Here is a 17,625-nt window from a genome sequence, read left to right on the forward strand (position 1 = left end):
TTTTATAAAAGCTTAATGTTTTCAATTAATAAATCACACAAATCATCTCTTGTAAAGCCTTTAAATTCTTCTTTTGTATCATCGTTAATTAATACTTTAATTTCCTCAGCCATGAATCCTTCTGCAAATGCGCTATGAACATGTTTAAACTCTAGTTTTGATTCTCCTAAAGTATAGCTTCCAATTTTTTCATCAAAAGTTGAAGTTATTGAAGCAAGTAAGTTTTTACAAATGAATTCTATCGATTCATTAAGTTGTACTCTCGAGTTCCTTAGATTTATATCTATGATTTTTATGAAGTTTTCTTTTGTATGATAAAAATCCAAGAGATAATCTAATATAGGCGTATAAAGACCAAGTCTAAAGTATCTAGACTTCTCAAAGTTTTTATTTAGGTCATTAGAAAGCTGTCTAAAACTAAAATTATTATTTAGCTTAATTATTTGCCTCAGTGATAAAATCTCTAAATTATTAAACAAAGACATTAATTTTAAAGACCTATAGTAATCGTTGTTATTGTATCTATCTCTGTATTTATCGTAAAGTTGTTGTAATAAAACTTGACCAACTTTATTACTGTCAAATTTAAAAATGCTGTTACTGTAGAACTTATTGATATATCCATCAAAGTCAGCATTCTTACCAAAACGATGTTCATAAATAGACTTTAAATTATTAATATCGGCTACCAAAATAATTTTATCAAAACCAAACTTATTATTGAATTCCTTATTGTCTTCCAATGTATAAGAATCGTAATGGGCAGATATCACATTAAGAATCCTGAAAATGTGTTCAGGGTCCATACGGTCTAAATCATCAATAATTAATACCGTTTCTTTCTCATTTTCAACCTCTAATTGTTCAACAAATTGCCTTATGAGTTGGGTATGAAAATCATCTTCAAATATAGAGCCTTCTTCTTCATATAAATATTCTATATAATTCTTAGTCTTTTCAAAATCATCAATTTGAATATTGCTTTCGAAAGCTTCAAATTTTTGAAACAAGTCTTCCACTTCATCTACTACCTTTGTAAGTGGGGCTGTCTCTTTATTTAAAGAGAAACCTATTTTCAATAATGACTTTATTATTGATACTGGATTATTAATGGCAAATTGTTGTGCAAGAAGTGAGTTAGAGAATTCTTCTTTATCAAAGGTTACCCCTTTAGAAATTAGCTGAAGTAATACATCGACTTTTATATACCTAAAAATATCTTTATTAGAAGCAATTGAATAATTAACAGGAAATACTTTAAACACCTCATATTCATTTTTTTTATTTTCAAAAAAATTGTTTAGAAATGTAGATTTACCTTTCCCAAAAGGTGCAGATAAAAATATTTTTCTGTTGAATTTATTTTTTATATGGTCATCAAATTCTTTATATGCTTCACTTGGAAGTTTGTAATCAATATCTTCATAGACCAACTCTAATTCATAACCTTTAAAGTCAGAAAAGTCAAAGCTTAGTGAAACTGTATGATTGTTTTTTAATTCAGGGAAGTTGCTATTAAGTTTATAACCTGTTTTAGCCTTTTTAAACTCTAAGTTATATTCGCCCTGTGAAGTAATTGAGATGAACTTAAGTTTAGCAGAAATTACATCATTATCTATTTCTACTTCCTCTCTATCTTTGAATATGTTTAAGTGTAGAATTTTAATGAAAGGTACTTCCTCATTAAAGGACATAGATTGGCTACTATTTGTTTCATCAAAAATTAAATTTCTTTTCATAAAGTAGTATTTAAGCCACTAATACTTCGTTTAATTCATTAATTACATTATCCATTTCATTTCCGAAGAGTTGATACATTTTACCTCTGCCACCTTGATTATCAAATGGGGTATAGTCCAAATCCTCTAGTTCTAAATGATAACTACTCACAATATGGTCCTTAATCATACGTAACCATTGCATTTGTTCTTTATCAAATCTATTATGCTTTCCTGCATTTTGTTTAAAAATCCAGTTTTTAAAATTTTCATCAATGGTTTTATCAAAAGCTACTAAATTACTGTCTATCCCACATGCCCTTCTTATCAGTGATACTAGAGCAGTAAGCTCATCTTTAGGTTGTTTGCTTTTCACCTCTTCAAGTTGAGAATAAGCATCCCAAACATAATCTGGTGATAACAAAGGTTTTTCTAATTTCATCTTTTCCATCACCTCTTTAATCATTTTGAAAGTGATTTCCCTTCTGTTATAAGGTTGATTATAAAAGATGCTTAGAGCTTTAATTTCGTCTTTATTAGCTTCTAAATACGCATTAAAATCTTTAACTATTGCTTTGGCTTTATCTACAGAATTGGTGTCCCATTCACTTTTAATCACCGTGTCTATATTGATGCTATCAATGATTTGGTCATGCTCTTTTCTTACGTTCTCTAAGTAATCATTAAACTCACCATTAAAAGTTTTGCTTGCTTCATTTATTAATTCTTCCTGAGCTTTCTTTTTGGTTTCTTCAACCAATGCTGGTGTTCTGTCCTCAATGGGTATTTTATCAATTTCAGGTTGAGCTTTATCATTAATGGCGTCCTGGTCAAAAGCTGTGATGAGCTCTTTTGTGATTTGTTTTAGGTTTTTACCCTTAGAAAACTCTAGTATTTTATCTTTCTCTTTATCTGTGATTTGCTTTTCTAGGCGTATCAATCGGTTAGCTAAAGACATGAACAAATCTTCTTCTGCCACACCCATTGTAATGGCGCCAAGTAAATCCTTCATCGCCACACTTGGTTTACGTTCTAGGGGTCTACTATCTGTTTTCTTCGATTTGGTAGCGCCTACAGCATCTACAATAACAAAGTGTGTTTTACTATTTGCCGTTCGGGATACCAATTGTAGTGAATCTTTATTTATAGTTCTAGTTCCCCTACCTTTCATCTGCTCGAAGTAGTTGACACTTTTCACATCACGCATAAAAAGTAGAACCTCTAAAGGCTTCACGTCAGTTCCTGTAGCAATCATATCTACTGTCACCGCTATACGTGGATGATAAGAATTTCTAAATCGATTTAGGACCGACTTAGGGTCTTCTTCAATTTTATAGGTTACTTTTTTACAGAAATCATTGCCTTCATCAAATTCTTCACGGATGATTTTTATGATATCATCTGCATGACTATCGGTTTTGGCAAAGACTAAAGTTTTTGGCACTTCATAGTCACCATTTTCATCACTTCGATTAGGGAAAATTGTGGTTTTTAAAGCTCTTTTGTATTCACGAATAATGTTTCTAATCTGACTAGGGTTGACTACTTTTTTATCTAAATCATTGCGCTTATATTCAGTGTCTTCATCTTCTTGCTGCCACCTCTTCTTTCTAGTCAGCTTATCCCTCCTATCTACAAACCAGCCTGCTTTCACAGTCTCTCCCTTCTGTGAAATTTCAGTTTCAATCGTATAAACATCGTAGGGTACATTTACCCCATCAGTTACAGATTCTTCATAAGTGTATTGGCTCACTACATTTTCATTGAAGAAGCCAAAAGTTCTTTTATCAGGAGTAGCGGTTAATCCTATAAGGAACGCATCAAAATAATCTAAGACTTGTTTCCATAAATTATAAATGGAACGGTGAGCTTCATCTATAACAATAAAATCAAATTGTTCAATAGGCACTCTTGGCGTATAGTCCACAGGAAAAGCTTTCTTTTCAGACATTTTACTTTTCAGCCAACTACTCTCATTAGGATTATCTTGTTCAGCACTTTCTTCCAGTTCTTCTCCTTTTAAGATAGAATACAGGCGTTGTATGGTAGAAATAGAGACTTGGCTATCAGAAGCTATATAACTTGAAGTTAATCGCTGTACGTTGTATAATTCAGTAAATTTCCTGTTATCATCATTAGGCTGAAAAGTCATAAATTCTTGTTCTGCCTGCTCACCTAAATTTTTTGTATCTACCAAAAACAAGATTCGTTTAGCATCAGCATGCTTCAGTAATCTATATACAAAAGTGGCAGCAGTAAATGTTTTCCCAGCTCCAGTAGCCATTTGAATCAAAGCTTTGGGTCTGTTTTTCTTGAAAGAATGTTCAAGGTTATTTATAGCAACTATTTGAGCAGGTCTTAATCCAGTTTCATTCAAGTCAGGCATTGAGAGCAACCTCTCTCTTAGGCTTTTCCCTTTTTTTAGCCATTCTCCAATTGTTTCTGGCTTATGAAACCAAAACACTGCCCTTCCCCTAGGTTTTGGGTCTCTATAATCAGTAAAACGAGTTATAGTGCCAGTGCTTTCATAAACAAAAGGCAGCGGGTCATTATTTAAGTATTTTAATTTCGCGTTTGCATAATTTGTAGATTGGTCTTCTACGACTGTTAATCTATGACCTTCATCTTCTCTCTTGGCTTCAATTATACCAACAGGCTTCTTGTTTACAAAAAGCACATAGTCAGCTGGTCCAACATCAGTTTGATATTCCCTTACTGCAACCCCTTTTTTTGCATTTAAATCAACTTTACTCTTTGACTGAACTTCCCAGCCTGCTTCAATAAGCATCTTATCGATTTTATCACGAGCTATTTGTTCAGGATTTTGATTGGCATTCATTCTCACGTATACTTATTGTCTATAAAGCAAGTTACTTTTAGAAACTTTTCATTGATAAATTGTAAAAGTTTTTAAATGTACAAAAAACGCAAATTGTATTCAACGAACTGCAAAAAATAAAAAATTTAAGTAAGTTTAAGTTTCAGATAAAAAATGAGAAGCATTAAAAAACGACATTAAGACAAACAAAAACTTACAAGCAGAATAAATAAATTTACAATAGGAGAAAATGTATAATTGTGTACATTGTTTAATTTAATTATGTACATCAAATTTTAAAGTTTTGTACATTAATTAAAGAAGTCTTGTAGAGTTAATCTTTAGTATTTATAATGTACTGATTTGTAAAGCAGTAAACACATAAAAAAACCGCCTCAGAATTTGAGACGGTTGAACATTATATTAAACCTTTAATACTTCATATGTCTAGGACAGAATCAAGCACTTTGTTTTTGTTTCCAAAAATACCAAAGTCCTAAACTCAAACCAAGTAGAAGCAACACAAAAATGTTGGTATCTATCGGTGCTTCTGGATCTTGAACATCTTCAAAAGGAGGCAATGGGGGTTAATAAGCCAATACATTCGATCCAATAAAAAAGCATCCCACGGCCGCTATCTTAATCAATCTATCTAATATTTTGGTTCTCATGTTTATTATTTTATCATTATTTTTTTAACAATTATTTTTTCATCAACTTTTAGGCGTGCAAAGTAAATTCCACTTTTCAGCAAACCTTCTAAATTCATTTTTAGTTGCTGATTCTCTACCTTGTGTGCGTCTTCATATAACTTTTGACCTAAGGCTGAATGAATAGTCACTTTTATTTCCGAATAAGTATCAGGCAAAGTGATGGTGAAATTACCATGACTCGGGTTTGGATAAAGTCGTACATCAGCATCCAGATTTGGTGTCTCTGTACTTAAAGTCTCATTGAAAAGAATTTCAAAACGATCGCTGATATCAGCGCCTTCTGCATCTATTGTGTAATAATGGATATAATCCGAATCTGACTCCAATAGAGTTTCTGTGCCACTATAGTTGTCTTTTAAAACAACGTCAACATTTTCAAATTCTGGCACATCAATCCTCAAGGCATAGTTCAAACTTTGATAATTTGTAATGTCTAAATCTATTTGTTCTCCGTCTTCAGGAATAGCTCGACTTTGAATACTAAAGCGTTCTCCCTCTGCTCGACTAGCTAACTCTTCAGACTCCATAAAAAATTTAGTTGCGTCTGTTAAGTCTGCTAAATTGGTGAATTGGTCGCCAAACTTGATTACTGTACCATCTAATGCATTATCATCATTGATGTTTTGATTTGCGTCAAACAAATCAATTTGAATTTTGGAAACAGATGAATTGTCTGTATTGCTGTAAATTTCATTATTCAACTGATTGACAGCTTTATCTGCTTCAGAGAAATTTAATGCAGTAAGGTTGTCATTCGGATCGGCTTGGTCGGTTTGAATAAACACAGATTGTGAAGCTTGCAAGTATTGGTCAGCATTGCTACTTACATTATTGTTGCTACCATCGGACAAGTCTATAGCGACAAAACCGCCTTTGTTGTTGACACCAGTATCCCAAACCCAGAAATAATTGGTGTTTAGGTTAGAAGATTGCGAAGCATTCAGCACACCCGTCATATCTACTGGCGATTGGTATGGATTTCCTATTAAATTGAAATTGCCGCCTTCTTCCGTAGAAAGATTACTGGCATTGATTGCAAAATTCCCAGTGTACAAAGTCCCTTTGGTTCTTATCACTGTTGGCGTTGCTGGTGGAGACGCTTGGGTTAAATCTATAGTTCGATCTCCACGAATTAGTATATAATAACCATCACCAACCTCTAATGTATTGATATTTGTATTGGTGACAATTTCGTAAGCTTCGGTAGAATTATTAAATATTAATAATGAAGGATTATTGGTTGCGGTGTCATCAAAACCATTTGTACTGCCTCCACTACCAGTAATATGAGTTCCCAAACCAGGCGTATTATTTCCACCTTCTTGCCAATTTTCTCGAATTGTTCCAGAAGTGTTTACTGGTGAAGCAAAAAAGCGAAATGCACGTTGCGGTGGAATATAGCGTTCCACCATCACTTCACCTGTAATGGAAGCGTTAGAACCGACTGTATCTACAAAAGCAGTTTCTGTGGAATTAGACTTTAAAACTAAAAACCCATTGGATTTAAAAGTTCCTGAGTTCAACTGAAGTAAATCCGTTACATTCATTTCGTTACTCAAATTTGGTCCGCCCAGACCAGAATTGACCACTCTATTGATTGTATTATTCACAAAAGAAAGTTGATCTATATTTTGATCTGTCACGCCTACAAAATCAATTGTAGCGTTAGTGGCATCGATAATACCGTTAGTTTTGGTAATGTTTCCGCCTAATTTTAACGTTTGCGAACCTAACGGCAAATCACCTTCGGTAAGATTTAAATTACCTTGAACTTCAAAGCCGTCAGGAATACTGAAATTAGCATCATTGTTTAAGGTTAAATTGCCTTGGTGTAAATCATTTTCAAAAAGTCCGGATTGAATTGTCGTTGGTCCAATAAATTCTATTGTGCCTGCTCCATCTAAATGTCCATTGCTTGCACTCAGCTGATTGCTCAGGATTAAATTCTGTAAGGCATTCACCTCTAAATTACCATTAATTAAATTCAGAGCATTCACCTGTAAATTGTCAATATTGGAAATCACTTCTCCAGTATTGTCAACATTTACAGTTGCTAAATTCAAATTTGATAAGATATCGGAGAAAATATTTTGATTACTTCCTAAAAAGTTAAGGTCAACTGCAGATAAATTCAAGCCTGAACTCTGATTGACCGTTAAATCCCCATAAATATCTAATGTATTCGATAAGACTGTTGTTCCAGTAGATGATAAATTCAAGCTGTAATATCCTCCGATTTCGGTGACTGTTTGATCAGTTCCGGCATAAATAATTGTATTGGGGTTGGTTGATGCATCAACTGTTGCGCCATTGTTAAGGTTGAAATTATTTAGAATTTCTAATTCTGTACCCGATTGCATTTCAAGGTTTGCATTATCGGAAACCACTAAGTTATAAAGCGAAGTTGTTCCAGAAATCGTTGCGGTAGACGCCGTGGCATCATCTAACAAATATATCGTGCTTTGACCAGGATTGATGGTTCCGTTGACGTCCAGCGTACCGAAATTGATTCCGCCGCCACCTTCATTTGGGCCGCCATAAAGGTAAATCTGGGAAGCACCTTCAAGATTGAAAGTTGCGTTGTTAGAAACTTCCAAGGTTCTCATTCTCACCTCTCCAGCTGTAACATCTGTAGATCCAGATTGTGAATAGCCACTATTGGTATTGATTGTGGGTTCAAAGGCATAATTGGTTGCATCGGGAATAGATACATTTGCCGTTTCATCAGGTACCCGTCCTCCATTCCAATTGGACAATACATTCCAGTTTTCATTGCTAGATGGTGTGTTGTTAACAGCACCTATCCAAACAAAATCGCCTTCGCTTTCTTTTTCTGAGAGCATCCAATATTTAGTAAAATTAGTATCGTTATTTTCAGCTAAGTAGAAGACAGAGTGGTTACTCAACTCTACCCAGTTTTCTGAACTACTTGTATTGGTGCTACCGTGCTCATGAGGCGTCACCCCGCTATATGGCAAGTGGTGATCCCATGTGATTAAATCTCCTTCGGGATTGGCATTCAGGTCTTCATCCTGATAGGCAAAACGAACAGTAAATCTAGATTGTGCTGACCCGCCTTCTCGCCTAATTTGATATAAACGTTGGACTGCACTTCGGTTTGCTGTAGTTCCGTTGATTTCAATACCTCCAGTATTATCGATGTGTTCACCATATTGACCTCTAGAGACTAGCATCGTTACTGCTGTTGGTATAGCGCTACCTCCAACAGAATTAAAGATAAGACGTGTATTTTCATTACCGAAGTCATAAGTCACATTATTTTGTAAACCAGTTCTTCTAATTTTACCCGTGACATCTCCGCTTCCCGTTGTCGATGCTGAACTTCCCATAGTCAACACCCACGAATCTAAATCATTAAAATCTTGGGTACTATCTGCAAAATTCGTACTTCCATAAGCAGTTTGTGCATAACCTGTATAATCATTGACCAATTCTAATAAGCCAATATCAGCATTTGGATTATCCGCCGCTAAGTCTAAAACCCCATTAATGGTAAAATCACGATCAGCTTTGACGCCATTGGTATTTGAAATTGTAAAATTATTGATGATGTTTGAAGATGGAACTTCATTCCCCATAGTAATTTGGCTATTATGTTGACTATAAAGTAAATTCAGACTCGTTCCGAAGTTAGGCGAAGTTTGTAGTGTCCCACCAGAACGTTCAATTGTAGCGCCAGTAGAAATATTAAGTGCATTTCCTCCCAGATTTAAGCTACCATCTAAAATTTTCAAAATACCTGTAACGGTTTGATTTCGACTTAAAGTCACTCCAGAATTTGAGGAATTATTTACTGTAAAATTGATATTCGTAGTTCGGTTTTGCACGCCAGTAAATCCAGACCTAATAATACTACTGCTTCCAAAGACTGAATTCTGAGCGATACTTCCAGTATATTCTACCGTAATTTGATTGGTTGAACCAGTCTGGATAAAAAACCGCTCTCTGGCTAGACTAGACACTTGCGAGCTGACTCCTAAAGTTTGTGGAGAAGAACCCCGTAGATATAATCCAGAATTATTTAAACTACCATTAGATTGATTAATCGTTAAACCTCCATTGATAAAAGCATCTCCATAAACGTCGAAATAAATTGCAGAATTGCTTCCACCATCAACGTAAATAAATTGGCCACCATTGACGATAAATTCATCCAAAATTTCTACAGAAAGTTGTGGGTTATTTCCAAAATCTGTAAGAAATTGACCACCTGAATTTATTACAAACCTGTCCGTTCTTGCGGCAAACTGAGTGTTTGAATTGGTATTTATATTTACTGTAAAATCACCATTGATTGTCAATGTTCCTAACAATTCAAAGAAACCATCACCAGTAGTGGTATAAGTCACATCGCTTCCGTTGCGAATGGTAATATTGGTTTGTTGACCCGAAAAAGGTGGATTCGGAGCAGCTATCCAATTTCCATTATTATAGATTTGCCAAGTAGAGGTACTAGCGAAACTTTGATTATTTCCAATTACAGATCTGTAATCTCCCTGTTGCTGAGCCACAAGATTAAGGCTAAAGAAAGAAATAAAAACTAACAAACTAAGCTGTTTTTTTTGAAAAACAGCTTTAATGAATCGGCGAATGCATTTTTTCATAACTCTAAAAATTATATCGTTTTTTCCGAAAATAAAGACTTAAACCACCAATAATTCATAAAAAAGGTTAAAACATGTTTAAGTTTACATAAACCTTAATCTGGGGTGCTCTGAATTCGTTTTTTTAATTTTTTCTAAACAATTGTTTAATAAATTGAATTTTATAAAATTAAAATCCACCAAAGCAAAGGCAAAGCCTCAACCCAAAAAATTGTATAATAACGACTTCGCTGGCGACCAGAATATAACAGGAGAAAAAGAAGTATAGCATAACGCAAAGCCAATTCAGCAGAATTTGTGTAAAATTCAAAATAAACCTCAATCAGTATAGCAAAGAGAATCAAAATACTACCAATAATTTTTGCTTTGGATTCGCCAAATAACTGCGGTATGGTTTTCAATTCAGCATCATCCCAACCCAAATCCCTGATTTCAAATGGAATAATTAGCACCAATACCAGCAAAAACCTCAGCAAAGCATAGCAGATGTCCTGCGGTCCTATGTTTGAAAAGTCAAAGTCATTGGACAACAAAGGCAAAAACACAGTTGCGCCAGTCCATACTATGGCAATAATAAAGACTTTAAGTCCAGACATATTGCGTAGATTTTTCGATTTTGGTGACAATGGTACGGCATATAAAAAAGTAAGCACACCAAGCCCTAAAATCAAAAAAAACAAACCTAAATTCAGTTGAAATAAAAAATAAAACATCAAAGGAATTACTGCAAAAGAGAAAATTTGAATTTGTTGTAATCGCTTATTTAGACCTCGAAATTGAAATTTGGCAATGCCTGAAAACTTTACAAAATTATAGGCAGTTATGGTCGCTGTAAACAAAAAGGCATAAAGATTTAGGTCTCTGTTCAAATTCAATTGCCAAATCGAAATTTCTGCAAATACCACTACCGCCAAGGCAACATGAATGCTGGCGTTCAAATAAAAATCAAAGATTTGTTTAAGATATTTCACATGGCAAAAGTAAAAGATATTTGGTGAATAAATTTACACCAATATTAACGATAGTATTTCCGTCTTTAACAAGTGTTTCTTTATAAAAAATGTATTTTTGCAAGCAAATTTTTAAAGAATCTTCAATGAACACTGAATCATTTGCGTCAAGACATATCGGCCCTAGAGATGAATCTGTGCCAGAGATGCTCAAAACCATCGGCATAGAATCACTTGGTCAACTTATTTACGAAACTGTTCCCGATGATATCAAGCTAGAAAAACCACTTAATTTGCCTGCGCCTTTAACCGAATATGAATTCTCTAATCATATTCACAAGCTCGGTTTAGACAATCAGGTATTTCGTTCATTCATCGGTTTAGGATATCATGAAGCCATCGTTCCGGCTGTGATCCAAAGAAATATTTTGGAAAATCCGGGATGGTACACCGCTTACACGCCATATCAAGCTGAAATTGCACAAGGCCGACTAGAAGCATTGTTGAATTTCCAAACTATGGTTTCGGATCTTACGGGAATGCCTGTGGCTAATGCTTCTTTATTAGATGAAGCTACTGCTGCTGCAGAAGCCATGAGTCTTTTGTTTGCTGTGCGAAGTCGCGACCAAAAGAAAAACAAAGTGCAAAAATTCTTTGTTGAAGAAAACGTACTTCCACAAACATTAGCTTTATTAGAAACTCGTGCCGAACCGATGCAAATCGAATTAGTTATTGGTAAACATGATGAATTCAACTTTGGTGATGACTTTTTTGGCGCTTTGGTGCAATACCCAGGTAAATACGGTCAAATTATTGATTTTGAAAAATTTACAAAAACAGCCGTAGAAAATGAGATTAAAGTTGCTGTTGCTGCTGATTTGTTAAGTTTAGTCAAGCTAGAAGCCCCAGGCGATTGGGGTGCAGATGTAGTTGTTGGCACAACTCAAAGGTTTGGAATACCATTAGGTTATGGCGGACCTCATGCGGCTTATTTTGCAACTAAAGAAGATTATAAAAGAAATATTCCAGGACGAATTATTGGGGTAACTAAAGATGTGGATGGCAATAATTCATTGCGGATGGCGCTTCAAACTCGCGAGCAGCATATCAAGCGTGACAAAGCCACCTCCAATATCTGTACCGCACAAGTCTTGCTAGCGGTAATGGCAGGTATGTATGGCGTTTATCACGGGCCAAAAGGTTTGAAACATATCGCTGACCAAATCCATAGAAAAACTGTCAGTTTAGCAAATGCTTTAGAGAAATTAGGCTTTTACCAAGTCAATTCATTGTATTTTGACACAATTCTTATCAAAGGTGATGCTGAAAAAATCAAATCTGAAGCAGAATCTAGAGGTTACAACTTCTACTATCCAGATGCAGAATCGATTTCAATTTCTTTGAATGAGACAACATCTTCCGAAGATTTAGATCAAATCATCAGTATTTTCGTCAAAGTGGCAAACCAAAATAAAGTTGAAATTTCATCTTTAAGTGAAGGAATTATTGAGTCAAGTGATTTGCACCGAGAAAGTGAATTCATGACTCACGATGTGTTTAATGTTTATCATTCTGAAACTGAATTGATGCGATACATCAAACGTTTGGAACGTAAAGATTTGGCATTGAACCATTCTATGATTTCCTTGGGATCTTGTACAATGAAATTGAATGCTGCCGCAGAAATGTTGCCATTATCCAATTCACAATGGGGGAACATTCACCCATTTGTGCCAAAAAATCAAGCCAAAGGTTACCAAACCATCTTAAAAGAACTGGAAGATTATCTTACTGAAATCACAGGATTTTCTGCCACTTCGCTACAACCAAACTCAGGAGCTCAAGGAGAATACGCAGGATTGATGGTCATTCGCGCCTACCACAAATCTCGTAATGAAAGTCATCGTGACATCTGCTTAGTACCATCTTCTGCACACGGCACCAACCCCGCTAGCGCTGTTATGGCTGGCATGAAAGTCGTGGTAGTCAAAGCGACAGACAAAGGCAATATAGATGTAGAAGATTTGAAAGCCAAAGCAGAAAAACACAGCAAAAATCTTGCGGCTCTGATGGTGACTTATCCTTCAACTCACGGCGTTTTTGAATCTGAAATCAGAAACATTACAAAACTTATTCATGAGCACGGCGGACAAGTTTATATGGATGGAGCCAATATGAATGCCCAAGTTGGCCTAACTAGTCCAGGTAGAATTGGTGCTGATGTTTGTCATTTGAACTTACATAAAACCTTTGCTATTCCGCATGGTGGCGGCGGTCCAGGTGTTGGTCCGATTTGCGTAGCTAAGCAGTTGGTAGAATTCCTGCCTAATAATCCTTTGATAGAAACTGGTGGGAAACATGCAATTTCAGCCATTTCTGCAGCCCCATTTGGTTCATCATTTGTATGTTTGATTTCTTACGCATACATTAGAATGTTGGGTGAAAAAGGTTTGAGAGAATCGACCGAATATGCCATTCTGAATGCAAACTATATTAAATCAAGGTTATCAGAACACTATAAAACACTTTATTCTGGAGAACGTGGCAGAGCCGCACACGAAATGATTATTGATTGTCGTGAATTCAACAAAAACAGTGGCATTGAAGTAAAAGACATTGCCAAACGTTTAATCGATTACGGATTCCACTCTCCTACTGTTTCGTTCCCAGTGGCTGGCACTATGATGATAGAACCGACAGAAAGTGAAAGCAAAGCAGAATTGGATCGTTTTTGCGATGCGATGATTGCTATTCGTGAAGAAATTGAAACTTGCCAGAAAGACGAACCTAATAATGTGATGAAGAATGCACCACATACTTTAGCAATGCTTACTGCTGAAGATTGGCCGTATGAATACAGTCGACAAAAAGCAGCCTTCCCACTGCCTTATGTCGCTGAAAACAAATTCTGGCCAAGTACAAGACGAGTGGACGAAGCTTTTGGGGACAGAAACCTGATGTGTACTTGCGCTCCGATTGAAGCTTATATATAAGTTTATTTCTACTGATTTAGAAAATTATAAACACCTGAATTATTCATTTAATTCAGGTGTTTTTTATAATAAGCCTAACAAAAAGCAACATTCAAATGTGTTTTGACAACAACTTTGAATTCATCCTTGAATAGAAAATAGCTTGAGTTTGTAAGCTTGAATTTTAAAAAATTAACAAACACTTACAAGGCTATTTCGTTTATTTCGTTTAATATTGTCATTGAAAGCAATTCACAACAATTATGGATAAATCACAAACTATAAACAAACCATCAAAGGACGATCAAAAGCTTGCTATAGAATCCTATAATGCTTTAGCATCCGTAATTGAGCAGTTAGAAACTGACAATCCAGAGATTGAAATTGAAGCCTTACAAGAACGAATTAAAATTCCTTTGAGTGCATTAAAGTTATTAAGGGAAATTTTAAAAACTATGAGTCAAGGCAAGCCGTTTTCTCTCGTCCCCATTGCGACAGAAGTCACGACTCAAAAGGCTGCTGAAATTTTAGGGTGTTCTAGACCTCATTTAGTAGGATTGCTCGAAGAAGGTAAAATTGAGTACACTAAAATTGGAAAACACAGAAGAGTCAAGTTTTCGGATGTTATGGATTATAAAAACAAAATGAAAAGAAGTCAGAAGCAACACATTATTGACATTATGAAATCTGACGAAGAATTAGGCATCTATGATTCATAGTGTAAGATTCAAATGTGTATTGGATACCAATGTTATTTACCCAATTGAAATCAGAGATTTACTTTTTTGGTTTGCGTATTTCGATATGTTCACGCCTAAGTGGAGTGAGCATATATTCGATGAGTGGAAAGATGTTATGAAGCGCAAGGGTATTTCAGATGAAGAAGCTACTAAGAGAACAGAAAAGGCAAATCTAGCTTTCCCTGATGCTTTAGTCAAAAATTATTCTGGACTAATACCTCATTTGACTTTACCAGATCCAAAAGACTGTCACGTTTTAGCTGCTGCAATAAAAACTAACGCCAACCTAATTGTAATAAACAATATTAAGGATTTCCCTAAAGACTATTTAGCGAATTTTGGTCTAAGAGCAAAAACAGCTGATGATTTCTTGACTGATGTTATAGACTTGAATCTGGATCAAGCGATAAAGGCATTCAAACAATTGGTTTTAAATAGACGAAATCCGAATTTAGATGAATTTGAAGTCCTGAAAATTCTAAGAAAGCAAGGATTAAAAAATACAGCTGATTTTCTACATTCACACCTTTAATTCGAGTAACGAATCAATTTATTTTATATATTAAATTCAAGTTTTAAAAAATGTTTTCTAACTTTACATTAGTTATAAAGACCCATGAATTTTACAAGTGAACAACACGATCGGTTAATTGCTTTCACCAAGCAACACTTCGTTGATTATTATGATGTTCAGCAAATGATTGTTAAGGATTTGAAAGTTAAAATTCATGAGCAAATCGAAGCAGATCCCGAATTGAATTTTGATGAAGCTTTACAAAAAGCTTTCAAAACCTATGGCGTTTGCGGGTTTAGTGATGATTTTGAAAAATACACTAAACAAATCAACAAACAATGCTGGTCTTATACTTGGCAAACTACCAAAGGTATTTTGCAAGAATCCAAGTTATGGCTAGGCGTCTTGCTAATTTTTTTCTGTTCAGTCTTATTTTTAAGTTGGAATCCATTCAATAGTATTTTAGCAATTTCTGTAGCAGGTCTGGCCATGGTTTTTGCATTGATCATGATTATTAAACGAAGAAAAAAAATTAAGCATAGACAATACAATCTATATATGGAAGAATTGTTGTCCAACAGCGTCGGTTTTTTACCCTTTACCTACTTACCCTGGTTGGTCGTTTCCAACTTATATAATTATGCTGGCGACCTATGGTATATCAACTATATTGTTGCTGCAATCATCACTTTAGAAGCTATAGCTTTATATATTCTGAATTTCAAACTTCCAGAACAAAAACGAGAAATTCTTGAAAAATATCTCACTAAAAATGATTTAGATGCTGATTTATCATCAGAAGAAAGTATATTAAATACCCAACAATCTTAAAATTTATTTCAAATTGCGAATGATTTAATTTAATTTTGTCCTAAACTTTAAGATTTAATCACATTAGCTGTAACTTGCAGAAAAAATTGAATTACCGATGAGTCAAGTAAAAATTGTAGGCGTAGGAAGTTATATCCCTGATCTTATTAAGAAAAACGAGGATTTTCTTAAGAATGAATTTTACAATCAAGATGAAACAGCATTTGACGCGCATCCAGAAGTAATAATCAAAAAATTCAAAGCCATCACTGGCATCGAAGAACGACGCTACGTCGATAAAAATTTAAAAACCTCTGATATTGCAACATTTGCTGCAGAAAAATGCATCGAGAATGCAAATATTGATGCAGAAACTTTAGACTATATTATTGTAGCACATAATTTTGGTGACGTAGGCTATAATACACAACAAGCAGATACTGTACCAAGCATTGCCTCTAGAGTAAAAGAAAAACTAGATATTGATAACCCATCTTGCGTGGCCTACGATTTGCTTTTCGGTTGTCCTGGCTGGATAGAAGGCTGTATACAAGCCCAAGCTTTTATAAAGGCAGGAATGGCTAAACGCTGTTTGGTTATTGGTGCAGAAACACTTTCTAGAGTCGTAGATCCGAATGATCGTGACAGTATGATTTATGCAGATGGTGCTGGTGCAACAATTTTAGAAAGTTCCAAAGATTCTGGCGGAATTTTAGCTCACAAAACTGCCACTTATACTAAAACAGAAGCTAGCTATATTTACTTCGATAAATCTTTTTCACCCAATAGAGAAGACGACCGGGGCTATATTAAAATGTACGGCCGCAAAATTTATAATTTTGCACTTTCTAAAGTTCCTGAGGCAATGAAATCTTGCCTAGAAGCTAGCGGTAAGCAGATTGATGACATCAAAAAAATATTTATTCATCAAGCTAATGAAAAAATGGATTTTGCCATAGTTGATCGGTTTTACAAACTTTTTGAAAAAGACATGCCCGAAAATATAATGCCGATGAGTATCAACAAACTTGGCAATAGCAGTGTGGCAACTATTCCAACTTTATACGATATGTTTTTGAAAGGTGAATTTGAGCATGAAGCTTTAGAGTCTGGCGATACAATTATATTTGCAAGCGTAGGTGCAGGAATGAACATAAATGCTATCGTTTATGAAATCTAACAGCTTGAAGTGAAGATTTTGAGGTAGATTTTTTATGAAATTGATGAATTACAAATAAATGTACGAAAAAACCTATCCTGACAAGCGTTTCAACATTACTTTAGATTTTTTAAAAACTCATGCTGCTCCACCACAAACAGTTTTGGATTTAGGTGTGGAAAATCCATTTTCAAAAATCATGACATCTCAGGGTTACCAAGTTGAAAACACCAAAGGTGAGGATTTAGATTTGGATTATAAAATTGTAGAAACATACGACACTAAATTAACCACTGCTTTTGAAATTTTCGAGCATCTGCTCTCCCCTATGCAAGTTTTGCAACACATCAAATCCGATTATTTATTTGCCAGCGTGCCTTTGAAATTGTGGTTTGCCTCAGCTTATAGAAGCAAAACGGATCCTTGGGACAGACATTACCATGAATTTGAAGACTGGCAATTCGATTGGTTATTAGAAAAAGCTGGCTGGGAAATATTAGATCGTAAAAAATTTAGTAATCCCGTCAAAAAAATAGGCATTAGACCAATATTAAGACATTTTACGCCTAGATATTATTTAGTGCATTGTCAAAAGAAGTCGTAAAT

10 protein-coding genes are annotated in these 17,625 nt (G+C 34.9%); 6 read left to right on the forward strand and 4 right to left on the reverse strand.

All coding sequences use genetic code 11. The features are described from left to right. Positions 1-2: 2 nt before the first annotated feature. From EIG86_RS06275 to EIG86_RS06290, 4 genes are all read right to left on the reverse strand, one after another. On the reverse strand, positions 3-1,739 hold the full coding sequence (locus EIG86_RS06275; RefSeq protein WP_127845312.1) for a P-loop NTPase fold protein: 1,737 nt from the start codon (positions 1,737-1,739) through the stop codon (positions 3-5). Positions 1,740-1,749: 10 nt separating this feature from the next. Continuing rightward, entirely contained in the window at positions 1,750-4,557 is a 2,808-nt protein-coding gene (locus EIG86_RS06280; protein WP_127845313.1) for a type I restriction endonuclease subunit R, read from the reverse strand. Positions 4,558-5,212: 655 nt separating this feature from the next. Beyond that, the gene (locus EIG86_RS06285; RefSeq protein ID WP_127845314.1) at positions 5,213-9,874 is read right to left on the reverse strand and encodes a T9SS type A sorting domain-containing protein; all 4,662 of its coding nucleotides are present in this window, start codon (positions 9,872-9,874) and stop codon (positions 5,213-5,215) included. Between the two features lie 161 nt (positions 9,875-10,035). Beyond that, positions 10,036-10,812 (reverse strand): UbiA prenyltransferase family protein, encoded by a 777-nt coding sequence (locus EIG86_RS06290; RefSeq protein WP_127845315.1) that lies wholly within the window; start codon positions 10,810-10,812, stop codon positions 10,036-10,038. Positions 10,813-10,970: 158 nt separating this feature from the next. Between EIG86_RS06290 and gcvP the strand changes: the two genes are divergently transcribed. From gcvP to EIG86_RS06320, 6 genes are all read left to right on the forward strand, one after another. Further along, on the forward strand, positions 10,971-13,817 hold the full coding sequence (gene gcvP / locus EIG86_RS06295) for an aminomethyl-transferring glycine dehydrogenase (protein ID WP_127845316.1): 2,847 nt from the start codon (positions 10,971-10,973) through the stop codon (positions 13,815-13,817). 242 nt (positions 13,818-14,059) lie between these two features. Further along, entirely contained in the window at positions 14,060-14,515 is a 456-nt protein-coding gene (locus EIG86_RS06300; RefSeq protein ID WP_127845317.1) for an excisionase family DNA-binding protein, read from the forward strand. Then, on the forward strand, positions 14,505-15,068 hold the full coding sequence (locus tag EIG86_RS06305) for a PIN domain-containing protein (protein ID WP_127845318.1): 564 nt from the start codon (positions 14,505-14,507) through the stop codon (positions 15,066-15,068). The genes EIG86_RS06300 and EIG86_RS06305 overlap by 11 nt, the downstream gene beginning before the upstream one ends. Positions 15,069-15,152: 84 nt before the next feature. Then, complete coding sequence (locus tag EIG86_RS06310; RefSeq protein WP_127845319.1) at positions 15,153-15,881, forward strand: hypothetical protein; 729 nt, start codon at positions 15,153-15,155, stop codon at positions 15,879-15,881. A gap of 97 nt (positions 15,882-15,978) precedes the next feature. Continuing rightward, the gene (locus EIG86_RS06315) at positions 15,979-17,040 is read left to right on the forward strand and encodes a 3-oxoacyl-ACP synthase III family protein (protein ID WP_127845320.1); all 1,062 of its coding nucleotides are present in this window, start codon (positions 15,979-15,981) and stop codon (positions 17,038-17,040) included. A 58-nt stretch (positions 17,041-17,098) separates the two neighbouring features. Beyond that, the gene (locus EIG86_RS06320; protein ID WP_127845321.1) at positions 17,099-17,623 is read left to right on the forward strand and encodes a methyltransferase domain-containing protein; all 525 of its coding nucleotides are present in this window, start codon (positions 17,099-17,101) and stop codon (positions 17,621-17,623) included. Positions 17,624-17,625: the final 2 nt, after the last annotated feature.

This window comes from Psychroflexus aestuariivivens (assembly GCF_004010055.1).
GTDB lineage: Bacteria > Bacteroidota > Bacteroidia > Flavobacteriales > Flavobacteriaceae > Psychroflexus > Psychroflexus aestuariivivens.